This is a genomic window from Hymenobacter duratus (genome assembly GCF_014698995.1).
Classification (GTDB): domain Bacteria; phylum Bacteroidota; class Bacteroidia; order Cytophagales; family Hymenobacteraceae; genus Hymenobacter; species Hymenobacter duratus.
The window spans coordinates 62,537-82,525 of sequence record NZ_JACWZZ010000001.1 but is presented as its reverse complement, the minus strand read 5'-3'; the positions used below and the strand labels follow the sequence as shown (position 1 = coordinate 82,525).

12 protein-coding genes are annotated in these 19,989 nt (G+C 59.9%); 2 read left to right on the top strand and 10 right to left on the bottom strand.

Going from position 1 to position 19,989, the window contains the following annotated elements:
- Positions 1 to 9 precede the first annotated feature (9 nt).
- The 6 genes from IC231_RS00340 to IC231_RS00315 form a co-directional block, all read right to left on the bottom strand.
- Positions 10 to 462 carry an ATP-binding protein gene (locus IC231_RS00340; RefSeq protein ID WP_190782652.1) on the bottom strand — a complete coding sequence of 151 codons (453 nt, stop codon included), beginning with the start codon at positions 460 to 462 and terminating at the stop codon, positions 10 to 12.
- Between the two features lie 43 nt (positions 463 to 505).
- The gene (locus IC231_RS00335; protein WP_190782651.1) at positions 506 to 3,919 is read right to left on the bottom strand and encodes a DUF4175 family protein; all 3,414 of its coding nucleotides are present in this window, start codon (positions 3,917 to 3,919) and stop codon (positions 506 to 508) included.
- Positions 3,920 to 4,108: 189 nt separating this feature from the next.
- Positions 4,109 to 4,342: a hypothetical protein gene (locus tag IC231_RS00330; RefSeq protein ID WP_190782650.1), complete on the bottom strand. Its 234-nt coding sequence runs from the start codon at positions 4,340 to 4,342 to the stop codon at positions 4,109 to 4,111.
- A gap of 132 nt (positions 4,343 to 4,474) precedes the next feature.
- Positions 4,475 to 6,139: an SBBP repeat-containing protein gene (locus tag IC231_RS00325; RefSeq protein WP_190782649.1), complete on the bottom strand. Its 1,665-nt coding sequence runs from the start codon at positions 6,137 to 6,139 to the stop codon at positions 4,475 to 4,477.
- A 157-nt stretch (positions 6,140 to 6,296) separates the two neighbouring features.
- Complete coding sequence (locus tag IC231_RS00320) at positions 6,297 to 9,329, bottom strand: M16 family metallopeptidase (protein ID WP_190782648.1); 3,033 nt, start codon at positions 9,327 to 9,329, stop codon at positions 6,297 to 6,299.
- 112 nt (positions 9,330 to 9,441) lie between these two features.
- Entirely contained in the window at positions 9,442 to 11,295 is a 1,854-nt protein-coding gene (locus IC231_RS00315) for a family 10 glycosylhydrolase (protein WP_190782647.1), read from the bottom strand.
- Positions 11,296 to 11,433: 138 nt separating this feature from the next.
- Between IC231_RS00315 and IC231_RS00310 the strand changes: the two genes are divergently transcribed.
- The gene (locus IC231_RS00310) at positions 11,434 to 11,844 is read left to right on the top strand and encodes a hypothetical protein (RefSeq protein ID WP_185888213.1); all 411 of its coding nucleotides are present in this window, start codon (positions 11,434 to 11,436) and stop codon (positions 11,842 to 11,844) included.
- Positions 11,845 to 11,918: 74 nt separating this feature from the next.
- Here IC231_RS00310 and IC231_RS00305 read toward each other — a convergent pair whose 3' ends face one another.
- From IC231_RS00305 to IC231_RS00290, 4 genes are all read right to left on the bottom strand, one after another.
- Positions 11,919 to 13,334 (bottom strand): MFS transporter, encoded by a 1,416-nt coding sequence (locus IC231_RS00305; RefSeq protein WP_211538792.1) that lies wholly within the window; start codon positions 13,332 to 13,334, stop codon positions 11,919 to 11,921.
- 81 nt (positions 13,335 to 13,415) lie between these two features.
- Positions 13,416 to 15,272, bottom strand: coding sequence for an alpha-amylase family glycosyl hydrolase (locus IC231_RS00300; protein WP_190782646.1), 1,857 nt, complete (start codon positions 15,270 to 15,272; stop codon positions 13,416 to 13,418).
- A gap of 111 nt (positions 15,273 to 15,383) precedes the next feature.
- Positions 15,384 to 16,091, bottom strand: a complete 708-nt coding sequence (locus tag IC231_RS00295) for an SDR family oxidoreductase (protein WP_185888215.1) — start codon at positions 16,089 to 16,091, stop codon at positions 15,384 to 15,386.
- A gap of 73 nt (positions 16,092 to 16,164) precedes the next feature.
- Complete coding sequence (locus IC231_RS00290) at positions 16,165 to 18,093, bottom strand: glycoside hydrolase family 13 protein (RefSeq protein ID WP_190782645.1); 1,929 nt, start codon at positions 18,091 to 18,093, stop codon at positions 16,165 to 16,167.
- 216 nt (positions 18,094 to 18,309) lie between these two features.
- Between IC231_RS00290 and glgP the strand changes: the two genes are divergently transcribed.
- Positions 18,310 to 19,959 (top strand): alpha-glucan family phosphorylase, encoded by a 1,650-nt coding sequence (gene glgP / locus IC231_RS00285; protein ID WP_190782644.1) that lies wholly within the window; start codon positions 18,310 to 18,312, stop codon positions 19,957 to 19,959.
- The last annotated feature ends 30 nt before the right edge of the window (positions 19,960 to 19,989 follow it).

Sequence of the window (19,989 nt, the reverse complement as noted above, 5' to 3'; positions counted from 1 at the left end):
AAAGGCAGGCTAGTGAGAGTTGGTTTCAGCGCCATTGATGGCCGACTCGGACTCAGAAGGCGCAGGCAGCAGAAACGTGAGCTGCACGTTGCGGCCATCCTTGTGGAACTCCACTTCATCGGCCAGGTGGCGGATGAGGAAAATGCCGCGGCCACCTGGGTTCTCCAGGTTTTCGGGTGCCGTAGGATCAATCAGGTTGGTATAGTCGAAGCCCGAGCCTTCGTCTTCTATCTCAAACTTCACCTTGTCCTGCTCCACGAACAGCGACAAATAGACGTTTTTGTCTTTATCGAACTTGTTGCCGTGGCGGATAGCGTTGTTGACGGCCTCGGTGACGGCCACCATAATGTTGCCGTAGATGTCGTCCTCGATGTGGAAAGTGTCTTTCGAATTATCGATAAAACTTTCAACCACACGAATATTCTCAACAAGAGAAGGAATCTGAATTTTAACCTGCTTCATTAGGTAGTGGTGAGGGGCGGCGGGGCGCAAACTTAGCGAGTCGCTATTTCATTTTCTGAAAATATTCACTTACCTCCCGCTGATAGTAGGGCGTGAGGGCTGGCGGCACGGTACGGAGCAGCTCAGTCTGGCGGTCTTTCTGGCGTTTGTATTGGTCAAAGGCAGGCGGAAAAACAGGTGGGCGATTTTGAGCCGACTGTGCCTCACGTTTATCGTCCTGGTCCCGTTCCCGGGCCGATTTCTCGGCTTCGAGCAGGCGGGTCAGGATTTGGCGCTGGCGCATAATAGTCTGCTCCGTCAGCCGCTTGTTTACGAGGTCGGTTTCGGTTTGTTCCATTAATTTTTTCAGCTCGCCGGAGCCACCGCCACCCATTTCGCCCTGGCCATTTTTCTGCCCGGCTTTGGTGCCTTTCTGCTGTTTTTCCAGTTCCTGCAGGGCCTGGCGCAGCATTTGCTGCTGGGCCGCTAGCTTGGCCAAATCCTCGGAGAGGCCGCGGCCGGTTTTGCCGCTCTGCTGCAGCTGCTGAATCTGCTGGTTGAGCTGCTGCTGCATTTTGCCGAGCTGGCCTTCGCCGGCGGCGCTGCCTTTTTTCTTTTTCTTGCCGGGCTTGCCGCCACCTTGTTGTTGCTGGCTCTGGCTTTCGCGCTGCTCCTGCTGCATCTGTTGCAGCGCCGAGTTCAGCATCAGGGCCAGATTGTTCATGCTGGTCATGGCCTGCTGCTGGCTGGCGGTGGCACGGCTCACGTCGCGCTGCCGGATATGGTCGAGGCTTTCGTCCATGCGGCCGTTCATCTCGCCTACTTCCCGCGTCACAAAGCTCTGCAGTTGAAATACGCGCTTGGCTAGGGCATATAAGGAGTCCTGCACCACGCGGGCATCGTCCTTGAGCTTGCGCTGGGTTTGGCCGAGCTGCACGAAGCGCGGGTCAGACTGGTCGACGCGGCGGAAGTCTTTGGCCAGCCCTTCCTGATCGAAGCTGAGTTTGAGCAGATTTTCGAGGATGTCGCGCAGGTCGTCGATGTTTTCCTGCTGTTGGTCCTGTTCCTCGTCGCTCATCTGCTGCTTCATCTTCTGAGCCATCTGTTTCATGCTCTGAGAAGCTTTCTGCTGGCTCTGGCTGGCTTTCTGGTTCTGGTTTTTGCCTAGCTGCTGCTCACTGTCCTGCATCTGCTCGTCCACCTGCTGCTGCTCAGGCTTCATTTCGTCGGCGCCATTCTCGTTGCCGAGCTGGTCATCCATCTTCTTCAGGTCCTGCAGGTCTTTCTTCAGCTCCTCGAATTGCTGCTGCTTCTCCTGCTGCTGTTGTTTGAGCTGGTCCTGTTTCTGCTGCTGGCTTTGCTTACTGTCTTTGTTTTCGGGGTTGTCCTTGTCGTTTTTCTGGGTTTCCTCCGCTAGTTTCTCCTGCTCTTTCGCCAGTTGCTCCAGTTTCTCCAGAGCAGCTTCCTGCTTCTGCTCAAACTGCAGCTGCTTGAACATTTCGAGGGCGCGCTCTAGCTCTTTTTGGAGGGTGTTTTCTTTGTTTTCGAGCTGCTGCAAGAGTTTTTGCATCTCGGGCTGGTCCATGTCCTTCTGCTGTTCCAGCAGCTTCTGCAGCTCGTCGTAAAGTTTCTTGGTCTCAGGGTCGAGCAGGCTTTCCATCATCTTCTGCAGCTCCTTCGCCTTTTCGGCCAGCTCCTGGCTTTTGGGGTCCAGCTCGTCCTGCTTCTGGGTTAGCTCGTCGAACATCTTTTTCATGTCGGCCATCTGCTGGTCCATCTGCTGCTTCTGCTCCAGCATGTCCTGCAGCTGTTTGCGGTCCTGGAAGTTCAGTTCGCGCTTGGTCTTGAGCTTGTCCTGGCTTTTGGCCAGCTCACGCTCCAGCTTCTTGCTCTGCTCCGCCGATTTGCTCAACTGACTCTGCACCGACTCCGACTGCGAGTTCAGCTGCTCGCGCAGCTCGGTGCGGCTGGGCAGGCGGAACTCCGCGGCCCGCGTGCGGGTAGCTTTCGGACCGTGTACGCCGTCGTTGTCCCACACCTGCACGAAATATTCGAGCCGGTCGCCGGGCTGCATTTTCAAGGGGCGCAAATCCCACTGGTAGGCATACGACTGCACCGGCCCAGCCCCCAGCGGCAGCGCCCGCGCCTGAAATGCGGCGTTGGGGCGCGCCTTGCTGGTCACGCGGTAGTGCAGCTGCAAGCGCGAAAGGCCATAGTCGTCGCGCAGGTTGCCGCCCAGTGCGAGGTAGCGCAGTGAAGTGGTATCGGGGAACGATTCGAGGCTGATTTCCGGGCCTTGGTCGGGAATGGCCGTGAGCTGGTACTCGATTGGGTCGCGGTTGAGACTGGCCGGATTCTGTAGGCGCACGGCGTAGCTCTGGGTGCGGCTCACTACCCGCGAAGCCGTAAACTGCTCGTCTTCGGAGGTGGCCGTCAGGGTTTCGTCGGGGCTTTTGAAGATGAGCTGCAGTTGCTCGGTGGCTTGCGTGGCGAAGCGCCAGCGCACGGTACTGCCCTCCGGTACGGTGAGGTTGCCGGTGTTGCGGATAATTTCGCGGGGCTTGCCGAGGTAGGCCGGATACGTCACGTCCACCTGAAAGTCGCGCAGGTTAGGGCGTTGGCGCAGGCGCAGGTCGTAGTCAGCGGACGTCACGTCGGCAGCGGCCAGCTGGAACTCCACGTCCTTCTGCAGCTGCTGAAACTGGTAGCTGAAGTGGCCGGGCCGGTCCTGCACGAGGTGCCGTTCTTGTCCGCCGTACTGAATGGTTACATCGTTGGGCAAGGCCTCCCCTTCTACCGTCACTTGCAGCTTAAAATCTTCGCCCTGAAACGCAGTAAGATCTTTGTTTTCAACAATAAACTTAAACGGCGCGGGCGGCGCATACTTCTGGCGGTAGTTGAGAATGCGCGCGGTACCCTGCACGAAAAAGGCCGGATATATCAGCAGTACGGCCATGATGACGGCCGCCGGCACAGCCACATATTTCCACAGCGGCCGGGTTTGCTGCCGGATGTTGATGCCGTTTTCGAATTGCACGCCCGCCAGCTGGCCGGCGCGCTGCTCCAGGCTGGCCGCAATCAGGGCGTTGCCCTGGGCTTTATCCTGGAGTTGCAGCGCGTTCAGCAGCTTGTCCTGCACATCCGGAAACAGCTCCCCGATGCGCTGCGCCGCCTGCTCGTCGCTCAGCAGCCGGCGCAGATTGGTGAGGGCCGCCAGCGGCTGCCAGATCCAGCGCATGAAGGCGTAGGCAGCCAAGCCCAAGAACCCGAACAACAGCCCGCCACGCACCCAGGTGGGCAGGTACAGGAAGTATTCGAGCAGGTTGAGCACCAGGAACAGACTCAGCAGCAGCGCCCCGGCTACCAGTGCGCCACGTACCAGCAACGACAGGTAAAATTTGCGCTTGAAGGCCTCCAGGCGGGCCAGCACTTCGCGCAAAGCAGAAGATGTAGAAGACGTTTCTTGCGATACAGGCATATCCAACGGCCATAGTGGCCTCCGGGGAAAGATACGGATTAAGCGGTGCGGGCTGCACGCCCGCCGCCGATAGAACCGGCGCAGTTGCTGGGCGGTTCCGAACGAAATAACCAAGTGGTGCAAAAACCGTGCGGCAGCTAAGCTCCTAGGCGTTCAGGCGGTTTGCTCCAACTTCACTAAGCCAGAAAATTAACCTAGGTAGAAGGGCAGCAAAAAGCCCTGGCTGATAGACCAGGGCTTCTTCGTGATTCTTGTTTTGGATACTGGCTGTTCCTGACTGCTACTGTAAAGCAGGTAGAGCAACAGCAGCATCAGAGCAATATAGCCCGTGGTTTGGAGCAGGCGCCGGGTATGACCTGACGGAAGGGGACTCTCCTCGGTAAGGGTGTTCCAGTCGTTTGATGGAGGAGTAATCAGGGTCATATAAAGGAATTGAGGCCACAAAGGCACGCGTAAACCGTTTCGTATCCGCCATAAGTTCCCTCAGGCAGAAATAGGCTAAAAACCGATTAGCCCCTGACGACACCTTTGCCCGTTTCCAGGCCTAAGCCATTCTTACTCCACTAATAGTCGTTGGCTAGTGCCCGCGCTTCTAACCAGATAGAGGCCGGCCGGTAGCGTAAGCGGCAATGGGCCTTGGCTGGGCTGCGTGTGCGTTGACAAGTGTTGCCCCAGCGCCGTGAATACTTCCACCTGTTGGCCGGGCTCCGGGCCCAGCAGCCAGACGGTGCCGGTAGAGGGGTTGGGCCATAGTGTAAAGGAGGGCTTCGAGGAAGCAGAGTTAGAGGAAAGCGGGCTGGCAGTCAAACGGGCCAGAAACCCTGTTGGCAGCGACCCAGCGTTGTTGATGAGGCGTAGCGAGCCAAAATCGGCCGGGGCATCGGCAAAATTACCGGTCAGGTACAGCGTATTGCCGGGACCACTGGCCAGGTGCTGTACCTGGTCGGAGCCGGTGCCGCCGGCTGTTACTGCTCCTTGCCATGTTCCAGTAGTCGCACTTAGTCGGCCCACCAGCGCGTCGAAACTACCCGCCGAAGTTAGGCTGCTGCTACCCAGCGTGAGAGTGGCGCTATTGAAAGAAGCGCCTACGTACACGCTGCCCATACCGTCGAGGGCCATGCCATGTCCTATTTCGGTGCCGCCACCACCACCCGCCGTAGCCCAAACAAAGGCTCCTGTGTTGTCGAGCCGGGCTACTACCATATCTGTATTCGTGGCACCGTTGCTAATTAAGCGCGCCGAGCCAAAGGTGGCAGTACCGAAGAATTGACCTGCCACGAAGGAGTTGCCAGCGGCATCTACCGTGAGGTCGTAGCCGTTAACCCGGCCTGTGCCGCCGCTGCCAGTGGCCCATTGCCAATTACCAGACGTGCTAAGCCGAGCCACCAGCAGCCCCGAGTTCGGGCTGGTGCGCGCTAGGCCCACGGAGCCGAATACGGCGTTTAGGCTGTTGGTTGAGCCCGTGATATAGGCATTGCCGCTGCCATCCAGTACGATGCTTTCAGCGAAGTCGGCCCCACTGCCGCCACCACTCACGGCCCACTGCCAGCTACCAGCGTCATTCAGCTTGGCCACAAATATTTCTGCCGAGCCAGTAGGGCCAGTATTGGTAAGGGCTGTGTTGCCGAAGGTAGCGGAGGCCGAGCTGTATGTCCCGGTAATGTAGGCGTTGCCAGTTCCGTCCACGGCTAAGCTTTGGGCGTACTCTTCGCCGCCACTGCCGCCCCCGCCCTGCACTGCCCATAGCCAAGTGCCGCTGGGGCTGAGCTTGGCTACATATATATCAAATAGGCCGCCGTTGGAGGCCCGTAGCGTGGTAGAACCGAAGGTAGCGGTGGGCCCAGCAAAAATACCCGTGACGTACACGTTGCCGGCCGCATCTACCCCAATGCCCCGCCCATAGTCAGTGGTGGAGCCGCCCCCGTTCAGGGCCCATACCACGTTGCCGGCCGCATCCAACTTGGCCACAAAAGCATCGGAGCCGCCGTTGCTGTAGAGCGTGGTGGTGCCCAGGCGTAGCGTGCTCCCGAATGTGCCCACGATGTAGATATTGCCCTGCGCGTCCACCACGGTTTGGTCTACATCGGAGCCGCCCGGCGTGCTTAGGTTGCCGAAGGCCATAGCCCGGTCGAAGGTGGGAGCCTGGGCCGCCGCGCTGTAGAAAGCTAGGCTGCCCACTGCGGCAAGCATAAACCGGCGAAAACGGTAGAAAAGGAGCATCGGCAGAATAGAAAACGAGTAGGACTGAAGACAAACAAAGGTAGCCGGCGCACCGGTTGGTTGCCGCCCTTCGTTCGGACTTTTTAGCACCCAAAAAAGCCCGGCCTGAAAACCAGGCCGGGCTTTTTACCCAGTTTTATGCAAGAAAGCGCAACGGCTATTCGCCTTTGCCGGCGGTGCCGTCTTCGTTGGTTTTCTGCTTGCGCTTCTTCTTGCCTTCCTTGTCTTTCTTCACCATTTTCATTTTCTCAGCAGTGGCCGGAGCGACAGCCGGAGCCGAAGGAGCGGCTGCGGCCGGAGCCGTCAGGGTGGCTACTTTATTGCCGTTGAGGTCCAGCTCCACCACTTCGTAGCCCAGTTCCGAGAGGCCGGGGAAGGCCTTGGTCCGGTCGCCAACTACTACGATGTACATCTGGTCGATGGGCAGGTATTTCTGGGCGCTGGTCTGCAGGTCTTCGCGCTTCAGGTTTTTCAGGATTTCGCTCTGCTGGCTCACGTAGTTGGTGGGCAGGTCATACTCGAGCAGGCGGCCCAGGAAAGCGGCTTTCTGCTGGCCGGTTTCGTACTTCAGGGCGTCGCTCTGGCCCACGGAAGCCTGCAGAAACTGCAGCTCCTCGTCGGTAGCACCGTTGCGGTAATCCTTAATTTCCTTCACAAATTCTTTCACCGAAGCCGCCGTAGCATCGGCGCGCACGCCGGCCTGTGCCGTGTACGGACCAACGTAGCGCGTGCTCTGGAAGCCCGAGCGGGCGCCGTAGGTGTAGCCTTTGTCTTCGCGCAGGTTCAGGTTGATGCGCGAGTTGAAGGCGCCGCCCAGAATGTAGTTGGCCAGATACGCGCGGTAAAAGTCGCCGGTGGCATCATAGGTGAGCGGCGTGAGGTAGCCCACCCGGATTTCCGACTGCGCGGCCCCATCCTTGTTCACGAAGTAAATGCGCGTCTTGTCGGGCTGTGGGTTTGGGTCGCTGGCGGGCAGCGTCACGGCTTTGCGGCCCCAGGTTTTCAGAAAGCCCAGGCGCGGCAGCACATCCTTCTGGTCCACATCGCCTACCACGGTCAGGTAGCTCACGTTGGGGGCGTAATTCTGCTGATAGAACTGCTTCACATCGTCGAGCGTGAGGCCCTGCACCGATGTAGTCGAACCCGATGTCGGGATGCTCATCACGTCGCCGGGACCGTAGAGCAGGCGGGCGTACGTGTTGTTGGCAATAGCTACGGGCTGCGTGCTCTGGTTGGCAATGCCTTCCAGCGTCTGCTTCTTCAACCGGTCGAAGTCAGCCTGTGCAAAACGGGGGCGCATCAGCACCTCTTCCAGCAGTGCTAGCGTGGCGGGCAGGTTTTTGGTGAGGCTGCGCACCACAATCGTCGTGTTGTCGTCGCCGGCATTGGTCGAAATGTCGCTGCCCAGCTTCTCCAGCGCGGCAGCAAACTGCTCGCCGGTGTATTTCTGGGTGCCTTCTTCCAGCATGGCGGCCGTGAGCGAGGCTACGCCGGCTTTGTTGCGGTTCTGCTGCTCCAGGCGGTGGCCGCCCCGGATAGTGAGCAGCATGGTCACGGTTGGAATTTCCGTGTTGCGGTTGCCGATGATCTTCAGGCCATTATCAAACTCCTGACGCCATACGGCGGGCACCTGAATGACGGGGTTAGCGCCACCTTTCGGCTGCACACTCCTGTCGAAGCTGTCGGTGGCTTTGGCGTATTTCAGGCCGGCGTACTCGTCGGTAGCAGGGGCTTTGTAGCCGTCCTTGCTCACCGTGAAGTTGTCGGCTTTGGCCACCAGGGCCGTGCTGCCCTTAGGCACCACGCTCAGTACCACGGCTTTTTTGCCCTTGATATATTGATTGTACACGCGCTGCACATCGGCTTTGGTGAGGCTGCGGATGCGCTGCAGCTCCTGGGGCAGGCGGTTGGGGTTGCCGGCAAACGTCTGGTAGGCAGCCAGCTGGCTTACTTTGCCGCTCACACTGGCCAGGCCGTTCACCACGTCAGCCTCCCGCGTCGCCTTGAAACGGGCCACGTCGTCGTCGGTTACGCCGCGCTTCTCAAATTCGGCCATCGTGCGGCGCACGATAAGCTCAGTGCTGTCGAGGCCTTTGCCGGGCAGGCTCAGTGCCATGATGGTGAACTCGCCGCCCAGCTCCGACGTGGGGTGGTAGGCGCGGGTCTGCACCGACTTCTGCGTCTTGATCAGGTTTTTGTAGAGCAGCGAGTTTTTGCCGCCCCCGATAATTTCGGCCAGCGCATCAATGGCTACCTCGTCGGGATGGTACTGGGGCACCGTCGGGAACACCATCTGCAGCATCGGGAAGCGCACATTGTCTTCGTAGTGCACGTAGCGGTCCTGGGTGAGAGTGGGCGCGGGCAGCTTCATGTTCTGCACGGCCGGGCCCCGGTTGATGGAGCCAAAGTATTTCTCTACCAGCTTCACTACTTCGGCTGGCTTCACGTCGCCGCCTACCGTGACGGTAGCGTTGTTGGGGCCGTACCAGCGCAAGAAGAAGTTTTTCAGGTCGTCTACGTTCGACCGGTCCAGGTCTTCGAGGTAGCCGATGGTGAGCCAGCTATACGGGTGGCCATACGGATAAAGCGCCTTGGCTACGTTTTCGGAAGCCAGGCCGTAGGGGCGGTTGTCGTAGTTCTGGCCCCGCTCGTTTTTCACGGTGGAGCGCTGCACCTCAAACTTCTGCTGCGTCACGGCGTCCAGCAGGAAGCCCATGCGGTCCGACTCCAGCCACAGCGCCGTTTCGAGCTGGTTGCTGGGCACGGTTTCGAAGTAGTTGGTCCGGTCGCGGTTGGTGGTGCCGTTCAGCGTGCCGCCCGACGACGTCACGAGCTTGAAATGTTGCTCATCGGCCACGTGGTCGGAGCCCTGGAACATCATGTGCTCGAAGAAGTGCGCGAAACCCGACTTGCCGATCTGCTCCCGCGCCGAGCCGACGTGGTAGGTCACATCAACGTGCGCAATGGGGTCGGAATGGTCTTCGTGGATGAGCAGCGTGAGGCCGTTGGGCAGCACGTATTTTTCGTACGGAATCACCAGCTCGGTGCCCTTGCGGGTCACTTTCTCAACGAGTTTGGTGCCGGTAGCCGAAGTGGCGGCAGGTTTGGCGGCGGTGTTCTGCTGAGCGGCGGCCGGCTGCAGGGCCAGCGTCAGGCCCAGGCTGAGCAGCCAAAGCGGTTTAAAAGTCATAGAAATGGAAATGTGGGAAATGAAGTCGTGAATATAGGGTACAGACGTTCGCGCAACCGCGCAGGACGCATTGGTGGTTCCGCTACAGCCGCGCGTGGCAGAGTGGAAGCCGCTAGCGGGTCAGCAGAATCCGCTGCCGCGCCACACCATCAGCTGTGCGCAGCACCAGCACATAGAGGCCAGCCGGCAGCGTAGCGGCCCGTAGCGTCAGCTCATGGCGGCCAGCCGTGTGGGAGCCGGAAGCCAGCACGGCCACTTCGCGGCCCGTAAGGTCGAGCAGGCGCATTTCGGCCAGGCCAGCGGTGGGCAGCGTGAAGGCCAAGCGGGTTTCGGAATGGAAGGGGTTGGGAAACGCCGGTTCCAGCAAGGGAGCTGGCCGCACGGCCGCCGTGGTGGATAGTAGAATGGTCAGGGTAGCCGGGGCGCTTTCGTTGTGCAGGCGGTCTAGGGCCGTGAGGGCATAGCGGAACGGCGTGCCCGTGGCTGGCTCGCGGAAGAACGTGGTATCGGTAATGGCCCGGATGTTGGCGGGGTTGGCCAGGTCGGCGGCCGTAATGGGGCCAGTGCCGCCGGGCACGCGGTACACCACATACTGGCGGGCCAGCTGGCCGTCGGCAGCGGCGGGGCCGGGCTGCCAGCTCATTTCCACAAAACCGGTGTTGGGGTTGTTCCAGAGGCCCGCCTGCCCGGGCGCGGTGGGTGGCGTGTTGTCTTTCCAGGGCATAGTGGGCAGCAGGGCCGGGTAGCGGTAGAAATTCTGCCGCAGCGAGTCGGCGAAGCCCAGCGGGTTGGCACGCAGCTCGGTGGTTTTGTAGAACATGCTGCCCTGCACGTTGAGCTGCTGTCGGAGCAGCCGGATCTGGCTGGGCAGCTGGCTGGGTGAGCGGAAACCCGGCTCGGTGGCCGTGGCGCTGATCCGGTACACGCCCTGCCCGATGTAGACGTGGCGCACGGTGTCGGGATTTACCTGCTGGCTCCACCAGGGTACAATCAGCGAGTAGTTGGCCGCCGTCTGGCCGATGGCGAAATACACCTGCGGGGCCAGATAATCGACCCAGCCGCGGCGCAGCCACTTGCGCGAGTCGGCAAAGATGTCGGAGTAGCTCTGGAAAGCGGTGGTAGCGGTGCCACCCACGCTCGTGCCGTTGCGCCACACGCCGGGCGGCGAAATACCGAATTTCACCCACGGCTTCACGCTCCGAATGCTGTCCGACACCATTTTCACGAAGATATCCACGTTGTTGCGGCGCCAGTCGGCCCGGCCCGCCGTGGTAGCCGCGAAGCCGCGCGGGTCGGCGGCAAAGGCCGCGTCGTCGTTGAACACCACGCCGGTTTGCGGGGCTGGATAGAAGTAGTCGTCGAAATGAATGGCGTCCACGTCGTAGCGGCGTACCACGTCCATCACCACCAGCGTCAGGTACTGGCGCACGGCGGGCAGGCCGGGGTTCAGCACACGCAGCGTCCCGAACGGCACCACCCAATCGGGGTGCTGCACCGTGACGTGGGTGGGCGCGACGCTGGCCGTAGTGGCGTTGGTGAGGGCACGGTACGGGTTCAGCCAGGCATGAAACTCCAGCTCGCGGCGGTGTGTCTCGCGCACCATAAAGGCCAGCGGGTCGTAGGGCGGGTTGGGGGCCACGCCCTGCGTGCCGGTCAGCCACTCGCTCCAGGGTTCCAGCGTGCTGGGGTACAGGGCATCGGCGGCCGCCCGAATCTGCACCACTACGGCGTTCATGCCGTTCTGCCGGTGGCTGTCCAAAATGCTCACAAACTCCTGGCGTTGCTGCGCCGGGGTGCGGGTACGGGCGCTGGGCCAGTCGAGGTTGAATACGTGGGCTACCCAAGCCGCGCGTAACTCGCGTTTGGGTGGCGAAGTGGACTGTGCCTGGCTGGCTATGGCGTTCATAATCAGCAGCAGAACCATGCTCAGGCCGATTAGGGGCCGCTGGGGGTAGCGTTGAAGCATAAGTGAAAAGTATACGGGTGAGGATTATGAGTTGGAAGATAAAACTTCCCCCTCCTCTTTTCATTATTTGTTCATCGGCACGATGTATGTTGCGCAGCCGCCAGTGCCTACCTTTACGTTGCTTTCCACCCCCTGCTGATGCTCGTTGCCAACCTAGAATACCTGTTGCTTACGCACCGCGCCGATTTGGGGCAGTTGCTGCTGCGCTGGACCCGGCCGGCTACGTCGGAGGAGCACCGCACCGGTTATCAGGTAGCCCTGAGCCTGGCCGAGCGGGAGAAGATAAACCGCTGGCTCATTGATTTGCGCAGCCGTGGCCTGGCCGAGCCAGCCGACTTCCGCTGGGTAATGCAGAATTTCCGGGCGTCGCTGGCGGCAGCATTGCCCGGCACCCGGGCCCGCCTGGCCTACCTCGTCACACCCTACCATGCGGAAACGCTGAACAAGCGCCTGGCCGAAGAAATGGCCACCGACCAGTTGGACACGGTAGCGGTGCGCGTGTTTACGGAAGAGCAAACGGCACAGGAATGGCTACAGGCCACCCGCTAACCAGGCGCCATATATTCCAAAAAAGCCCTGCCTGATAGTTCAGACAGGGCTTTTTTGATGCTGACTCAGCGGGGCTATACGCGCGGGTTTGATTCGATGGTAGTATCGTAGGCCGGGGAGCTGGTGTGGATAGTAGCTTCTGCGGCCGGCAGCCGAACGTCGTCATCGTCGTTGACTCGCAGCGTGAGCAGGCCCGATATAATCATGGAGCAGCCGCCCAGCACCAGTGTCAGCACGGATTCGCCGTGAAAAACACTTTTTGTGAAGAAGCCCAGAATCAAGCCGGCCACTACCTGTGGAATCACAATGAAGAAGTTGAACACGCCCATGTAGTAGCCCATCTTGTTGGCAGGCAGTGCGCCGGCCAGCATGGCGTATGGCACGCTCAGAATCGATGCCCAGGCAATGCCCACTCCTACCATGGAAACCAACAGCATTTTGGGGTCGGAAATGAAGTAGATGGAAATCAGGCCAAGACCACCAGCAACCAGGCAAATCAGGTGGGTGAAGCGGCGGCTGGTAGCACGGGCAATAACGGGGAGCAAAAGGGCTGCTACGGCCGATACGCCATTGTACACAGCAAAGCACACGCCTACCCAGTCCGCGCCCTCGTTGTAGAGCTTAGACGTGGTATCGGTCGTGTGGTAGATGTGGCTGGTAACAGCCGGGGTAGTGTAGATCCACATCGAGAACAAGGCCAGCCAGGAGAAAAACTGAACAATAGCCAGTTGGGCCATCGTTTTGGGCATGTGGGTTATACCGGCAAACGACTCGCGGATACCGTTCCAGAAGCCCGCCGTCCGCCGCTTTTCGTCCTCAAAGGCATCCATATTCTCGGGCGGATATTCCTTGGTATTCAGTACCGTCCAGAGTACAGCAAGAAAAAACACTACCCCTCCTATATAGAAGGCATACTTCACGGAAGGTGGAATCTGCCCGGCCGGAGCCGTATTGGCAATACCGAACCAGTTGGTAAACATCCAGGGCAGCGACGAGGCCACTACTGCCCCAACCCCGATAAAAAAGGTTTGGGCGGCAAAGCCCGTGGTGCGCTGCTCAGAAGGCAGCAAGTCGCCGACCAAGGCCCGGAAAGGCTCCATGCTGATGTTGATGCTCGAATCCATAATCCAGAGCATGCCCACCGCCATCCATAGCGCCGACACGTTGGGCATGACCAAGAGCGCAAACGAAGCCAGCACCGCCCCTATCAGGAAAAACGGGCGTCGCCGTCCCCATTTCGGGCTCCAGGTCCGGTCCGACATGTAGCCGATGATCGGCTGCACGAGCATACCAGTAAGCGGAGCAGCCAGCCAGTAAAGCGCAATTTCGGTGCCACCGAGAGTCTCAAAAATGCGGCTGACATTGGCGTTCTGTAGCGCAAAGCCGAACTGAATGCCCAGAAAGCCGAAGCTCATGTTCCAGATCTGCCAGAAGCTCAGGCGGGGTTTTTCGCGGGTATCGTGGGGGGCGGCCGCTACGTTGGTTGCCATAAGGTAAGAGTGTGGGAATTAGGGGAATAGGAGGTCAAGAGAAGCAGCAGTGCGACAGGGATTTCATCCGCCGCCAGTGCGTCACTTCTTGGGGTTGATTTCGAACACGTAGGCGCTCAGCGGGGGCAGCGTGAGGTTGAGAAACTCAGTAGGCGGCGTGTTGTTGAGCAGGTCGGTGTAGGTGCAGAACGTGTTCGGGTCGAGGCCCATGCGCTGCCGCACCGGGGCCGGAATGCTGATGGTGGGGCGCAGCGTTTTGTCGCGGCTGAAGTTGACGACGATGAGCAGGCGCTGGGTATCGGTGTAGCGCAGGTAGCTGTACACCACCTTCTGGTCGTACTCCTTACCCAGGTTGTTGGCGTCCTGCAGCTCGTAGAACTTGCCTTTGCGGATGGCTTCGCTCTTGCTGGCCAGATTGAGCAGGCGGCTGTAGAAGTCGCGCAGTTGCTTCTGGCTATCGTCGAGCTTGCCGCCGTCGAACTTGCCGCCGTTCATCCATTTCTGGTGTTCCGGCACGCCCCAATAGTCGAAAATGGTGGTGCGCCCGTCCTCGCCCGAAAAGCCTTCTGACTTCAGGGCCGGCTCACCTACTTCCTGGCCCGAGTACAGCATCACGGGGCCAGAGGCCAGCGTGGCCGTCACGGTCATGGCCGGAATAGCGGTGCGCGGGTCGGTGGCGAAGTCTTTGGAGGCAATACGCTGCTCGTCGTGGTTTTCCAGGAAGCGCAGCATCTTGGACGAAAAGCCCCGGCTTTCCTTCTGCCACACCTGCGTAATTTCTTCGGTGTTGCCGCCGGTCGTCATCAGGCGGCGCAGGCCGTCGTAGAGACCTACTTTATCGTAGAGGAAATCAAACTTGCCTTCGTTGAGGTAGCGGCTGTAGACTTTGGGGTCGTAGGCTTCGGCAATGAAAATGATGTCAGGCTTTACCTTTTTCACCTCCGGAATCACCCAGGTCCAGAACTCCACGGGCACCATTTCGGCCATGTCGCAGCGGAAGCCGTCCACATCCTTTTTGGCCCAGAACACTAGAATGTCGCGCATCTTTTTCCACGTGTCGGGCACGGGCGAGAAGTACGGCTTGCGGCCGTTCTGGTAGTCGACGCCGTAGTTGAGCTTCACGGTTTCGTACCAGTCGTTTACGCTGGGCGAGGCCGAAAACACGTCGTTGCCGGTGGCTTTGGCGGGTATTTCCAGGAATTTGCCGTCTTCTTTCGGGCCCAGAGCTGCCGCCAGCGGGTTGCCGCCTTTGGGCACCACCAGGCTCTGGCCGGGCAGGTAGTAGAAGTTGTTGTTGGGCGCAAAGGCCTTGGTTTTATCGTCCTGGGTGCCCAGGTCTATCACGCCGGCCGGCTTGCCATCCGACTTGTAGCTGCGGGCCACGTGGTTCGGAATGAAGTCCATGAGCACCTTCAGGCCGTTTTTGTGCGTGCGCTGAATCAAGGATTCATACTCCTGCATGCGGGTTTTCACGTTCACGGCCAAGTCCGGCGCCACGTCGTAGTAGTCCTTGATGGCGTAGGGCGAGCCGGCGCGGCCTTTCACGACGTCGGCATCATCGGGCCCAGGGCCGCCCTGCTTGGTGAAATCCGTCATGGTGGCGTGCTCAATCACGCCGGTGTACCAAACGTGGCTGACACCCATCTTCTTGATTTCCTGGAGCGCCTTGTCGGTGATGTCGTTGAACTTGCCCACGCCGTTTTCCTGCGCTGTGCCATAGGGCTTGTTTACGGCCACCTTATTGCCAAACAGGCGGGTCATCAGCTGGTAAATAACCAGCTTATTGTCCTGCGGTACCTCGTCGGTGGTGTTAGGGTCGGCGGTAGCAGTAGTCTTAAAATCGGACACAGAAACGGGGGTGTGCGAGGTCAGAAGGAAAGAAGAGAGCGAAGCAAGCCCCAAAGAGAGGGCCACGGTGGGCAGTAGCAGGTTTCTCATATCAGGCAAGATAGTAATTAGGGGCCGGGGTGATGAAGTAATGATGTTCTTCTCATTTCACCCTATCACTGTTCACTCCATCACTGTTCACTCCATCACCTCATCCCCTGCTTACCATTCCTGCGTCAGCGGGTGCAGCATGAGCTCATCCACTACCACATGGGCTGGGGCTTCCAGCACGTAGCGGATGGCCTGCGCCACATCAGAGGGCTTTAGATGGGTTTTTTCGGCGTCGGGGCTGCCCGGCAACGAGTCGTTGAAATAGGTGTCGACGAGGCCCGGATAAATAGTGCTGACTTTGACGCCGTGTGGGCGCACTTCCTTCCGCAGACTGGCCAACACGGCATCTTGGGCAAACTTGCTGGCTCCGTAGGCGGTACCGTGCTCGAAGCTGCGCCGTGCTACATCAGAAGCCACTCCTACAATATGTCCGCTCCGCTGTGCCTTGAAGTGCGGTACTACGGCCTTGCACATCAGGAAAGTGCCTTTCACATTCACATCAAACATCCGGTCCCATTCGGTGGCCGAAAAGTGCTCCAGCAGATTAAACGAGCCTACGCCGGCGTTGCAGACCAGAATATCGAGCCGCCCAAAGTGGCGCAGGGCCTCATCAGCCACGTTCTGCGCATCATCAGGGTCCGATACGTCGGCTGGAATGGCAAGGCCCTGGGTTTTGTTCGCCACTTCTTCGAGTTCATCGGCGGAGCGGGCTACACATACCACTTTGGCGCCTTGCATGGCCAGCAGCAATGCTGTGGCGCGCCCAATGCCCCGGGACGCCCCCGTGACGATGGCAACTTGGTCGGTGAGGTCAGTCATGGCAATACACTTCAGAGGAAAGCTTATCTACAAGGTATAGCAAACGCAGGTTGTTCCTTTCCGCCCCCTGTTTTTACTTCTGCAGTTCCACTACCCACGCCGTGCGGCCCGGCAGCTTCACCGTTTTCAGGTCCGCAACGGCCGCACCCGTCGTGACTTCCGTGCCAGAGGAGAAGCCGTTGAGGCGCTCAGCAAACCGGGTCATGTCCACGGTTTTCTCGTCCTTGTTGGAGTTCATCATCACCATCACCGTGCCCGCATCGGAGTAGCGGAAGTACGTGTATACGCCGTCGTTGGGGATGAAGTGCTGGTATTTGCCGGCGTGCAGGGCCGGGTGGGTTTTGCGGTAGTTGGCCAGCTTGCTCACGTAGTTGAAGGCCTCGGCCTCCTGCCCCGTGCGGTTCGTGAACAGGTTTTTCTTGTCGCCGGCCCAGCCGCCGGGGAAGTCTTCGCGCACCTTGCCGTCGGGGTTGGTATAGTTCTTCATCAGCACCTCGGTGCCGTAATAAAGCTGCGGAATGCCGCGCGTGGTCAGCAGCCAGGCCAGCCCCATCTTGTACTTGGCAAAGTCCTCCCCTATCACCGAGTAAAACCGGCTCACGTCGTGGTTGTCGAGGAACACCACGTTGCGCATGGCGTCCTCGTAGAGCCAGTCGGCCTGTAGCGTGTAGTACATCTTGTTGATACCTTCGGTCCAGCCGGCGTCCTTGGTCAGGGCCTCGTTGATGGCGTACTGGCTCTGGAAGTCCAGCACTGAGGGCATGTTGCTCTTGAAGCCATCAATTTCGGGCAGCACGTTGCGGGCGAAGTAGGCCTGCTGCTGCGTGCCCTGCACCCAGGTTTCGGCAAACATGCCCAGCTTGGGATACTCATCCAGCACGGCCTTGCCCCAGTCCATCAGAAACTTACGGTCGGAGTAGGTATACGTGTCTACGCGGTACGCGTCGAGGCCAGTGTACTCCACCCACCAGATGAAGTTCTGGATCAGGTAGGTGCTCACCAGCGGGTTGCTCTGGTTGAGGTCGGCCATGGTGGTGTCAAACCAGCCTTCGCCGAACTGCTTCCGGTCGTAGCCGGACACGTACGGGTCGTTGAAGGCGGCGTCGCGGAAGTTGCTGCGCGTGAAGGCCGGCCACTGATGAAACCAGTCTTTGGCCGGCGCGTCCTGCACGAGGTAGCCCTGGGTGCCCATGTGGTTGAGTACCACGTCGTGCACCACTTTCAGCCCCTGCTGGTGTGCCTGCTGCACGAAGGCCACGTAGTCGGCGTTGGTGCCGTAGCGGCGGTCCACGGCGTAGAAATCGGTGAGGGCGTAGCCGTGGTAGCTGGCTTTGGGCTGGTCGTTTTCCACTACCGGCGTGGGCCAGATAGCCGTGACGCCCAGCTCCTTGAGGTACCCGAAGTGGTCGGCAATGCCTTTCAGGTCGCCGCCGTGGCGGCTGTACATCGAGTCGCGGGCCACGGCCGGCGCCTTCATGCCCTTGATGTTGTCGTTTTTCGGGTCGCCGTTGGCAAACCGGTCGGGCATAAGCAGGTAGATGAAGTCAGCCGTCGTGACGCCCTGCACTTTGGTGGGGTCCTGCGGGGTGGTGCGGGCGCGCAGCTCGTAGCTGTAGCGCACCGTTTTCTTGCCCTTAAACTCCAGCGCCAGCTGCCCCGGCTTGGCGGCGGGGCTGATGGTGAGGTTGACGAGCAGGTAGTTCGGGTTTTCGAGTGGCTGCACGCCGTCCAGCGTCACGCCGTCGTACTTCAGGCTCACTTTGCTACTCCCGATGCCGGCACCGTGCACCAGCAGCTGCAGCTTGGGGTTCTTCATGCCCACCCACCAGAACGTGGGGTCGATGCGCTGGATAGGCGCGGTTTTCTGGGCGTTGGCGGCCAGTAGGGCCCCGTTGGTAGCCAGGCGGGCGAGCGCCGGGTTGATCTGGGCCTGGGCAGCCGGCGTCAGCAGAGAATTAGCCAGCAGCGAGCCGGCCAGCAGCAGAATACGGGAAGATGTCATGAGCGCAGTGGGAATTCCGTCAGAAAGGCTGCCAAGTTACGCCCGGAAGCCACCGAGAAGATAATGCTGAACTGCGCGGAAATAGTGTTGTGTTGACCAATTTTACCACAATGTTTGCCTGTAACGCTACAATAGCAGCGTAGCAGCAGGAAAATCCGATATTTGAATCCGCCGGACCCCAGAGGCCGGCTTTCTTTCCTTCCCGACTTTTTCTTTATGGCTTTCGATTTCAAACCGTACACGCCGGCCCCCGAATTCACGACTCAGGCTGCGTATTTTTCCATGGAGTTTGCCCTGGACCAGGCCCTCAAAACCTATTCCGGCGGCCTGGGCTTCCTGGCTGGCTCGCACATGCGCTCCGCCTACGAGCTCAAGCAAAACCTCATTGGTATCGGCATCCTCTGGACGTTCGGCTACTACGACCAGGGCCGCAACGAGGACCAGACCATGCGTTGCGACTTTCGCCACAAGCACTATTCTTTCCTCGAAGACACCGGCCTGATTTTTCCCATCACCATTCACGGGGCCGAAGTGAAGGTGAAGGCCATGTACCTGGCCCCCGACACGTTCGGCACGGCCCCGATGTTCTTCCTGACCACTGACATCCCCGAAAACGACTACATCTCGCGCACCATCTCGCACCACCTCTACGACGCCGACACGGCGGCCCGCGTGGCGCAGAGCATTCTGCTGGGGGTAGGCGGCGGCAAGCTGCTGGATCTGCTGGGCGTGAAGATGGACGTGTATCACCTCAACGAAGGCCACGGTCTGCCACTGGCGTTCTACCTCTACGAAAAGCACGGCCGCAAGCTGGAAGAGGTGCAGAAGCGCCTGGTGTTCACGACGCACACGCCCGAGCTGGCCGGCAACGAGGAGCACCCCATGAAGCTGCTCACCGACATGACCTTCTTCGGCTCGGTGCCCGCCGACGAAATCCGCCGCGTGGCCGGCGTGGAGCACGATGTGCTCAACTACACACTCACGGCCCTGCGCTTCTCGCGCAAGGCCAACGCTGTGAGCAAGGTGCACGGCACCGTGGCCAACCAGATGTGGGGCGCCAACAAGGGCATCTGCCCCATCATTCCCATCACCAACTCGCAGAACGGCCGCTACTGGCGCGACCAGCAGTTGCACGAGGCCCTGGAAGCCAACGACGATAAGGCCCTGCTCGCGCGTAAGCGCAAGCTCAAGAAGCAGCTCTTCGACATCGTGGCCGACCAGACTGGCACCCTCCTCGACCCCGAGGTGCTGACCGTAGTGTGGGCCCGCCGCTTTGCCGGCTACAAGCGTGCCGACCTGATTCTGCGCCATTTCGAGCGGTTCCAGGAGCTGGTGAACCGCACCGACCGGCCGGTGCAGGTTATCTGGGCCGGCAAGCCCTATCCCAAGGACTACGGCGCCATCGGCCTGTTCAACGACATCATCCAGAAAACCAAGCACCTGAAAACCTGCGCCGTGCTCACCGGCTACGAGCTGGCCCTGTCCGGCTACCTCAAGCGCGGCTCCGATGTGTGGCTGAACACGCCCCGCTTCCCGCGCGAAGCCTCCGGCACCAGCGGCATGACGGCCGCCATGAACGGCAGCCTCAGCCTGAGTATTGCCGACGGCTGGATTCCGGAGTTTGCCCAGCACGGCCACAACGCTTTCCTGATTCCGCACACCGACATTCACCAGCCCGACCAGGTGAAGGACGACATCGAGGCTACCAGCCTGCTCGATGTGCTGGAAAACGAAATCGTGCCGCTGTACTACGGCCAGCCCGACAAGTTCCTGGCCGTGGCCAAAGCCGCCATGCGCGAAGTAGAGCCCGAGTTTGAGTCGGGCCGCATGGCTGCGGAGTACTACCAGAAGCTGTACAAGGCGTAATTTCTTAGTAAGCTGCCGCTAGGTGTTTGC

Excerpts from the sequence above, each read along its gene's own strand:
- IC231_RS00340 (WP_190782652.1), bottom strand. The coding sequence starts at position 462 with ATGAAGCAGGTTAAAATTCAGATTCCTTCTCTTGTTGAGAATATTCGT.
- IC231_RS00335 (WP_190782651.1), bottom strand. The coding sequence starts at position 3,919 with ATGCCTGTATCGCAAGAAACGTCTTCTACATCTTCTGCTTTGCGCGAA.
- IC231_RS00330 (WP_190782650.1), bottom strand. The coding sequence starts at position 4,342 with ATGACCCTGATTACTCCTCCATCAAACGACTGGAACACCCTTACCGAG.
- IC231_RS00325 (WP_190782649.1), bottom strand. The coding sequence starts at position 6,139 with ATGCTCCTTTTCTACCGTTTTCGCCGGTTTATGCTTGCCGCAGTGGGC.
- IC231_RS00320 (WP_190782648.1), bottom strand. The coding sequence starts at position 9,329 with ATGACTTTTAAACCGCTTTGGCTGCTCAGCCTGGGCCTGACGCTGGCC.
- IC231_RS00315 (WP_190782647.1), bottom strand. The coding sequence starts at position 11,295 with ATGCTTCAACGCTACCCCCAGCGGCCCCTAATCGGCCTGAGCATGGTT.
- IC231_RS00310 (WP_185888213.1), top strand. The coding sequence starts at position 11,434 with ATGCTCGTTGCCAACCTAGAATACCTGTTGCTTACGCACCGCGCCGAT.
- IC231_RS00305 (WP_211538792.1), bottom strand. The coding sequence starts at position 13,334 with ATGGCAACCAACGTAGCGGCCGCCCCCCACGATACCCGCGAAAAACCC.
- IC231_RS00300 (WP_190782646.1), bottom strand. The coding sequence starts at position 15,272 with ATGAGAAACCTGCTACTGCCCACCGTGGCCCTCTCTTTGGGGCTTGCT.
- IC231_RS00295 (WP_185888215.1), bottom strand. The coding sequence starts at position 16,091 with ATGACTGACCTCACCGACCAAGTTGCCATCGTCACGGGGGCGTCCCGG.
- IC231_RS00290 (WP_190782645.1), bottom strand. The coding sequence starts at position 18,093 with ATGACATCTTCCCGTATTCTGCTGCTGGCCGGCTCGCTGCTGGCTAAT.
- glgP (WP_190782644.1), top strand. The coding sequence starts at position 18,310 with ATGGCTTTCGATTTCAAACCGTACACGCCGGCCCCCGAATTCACGACT.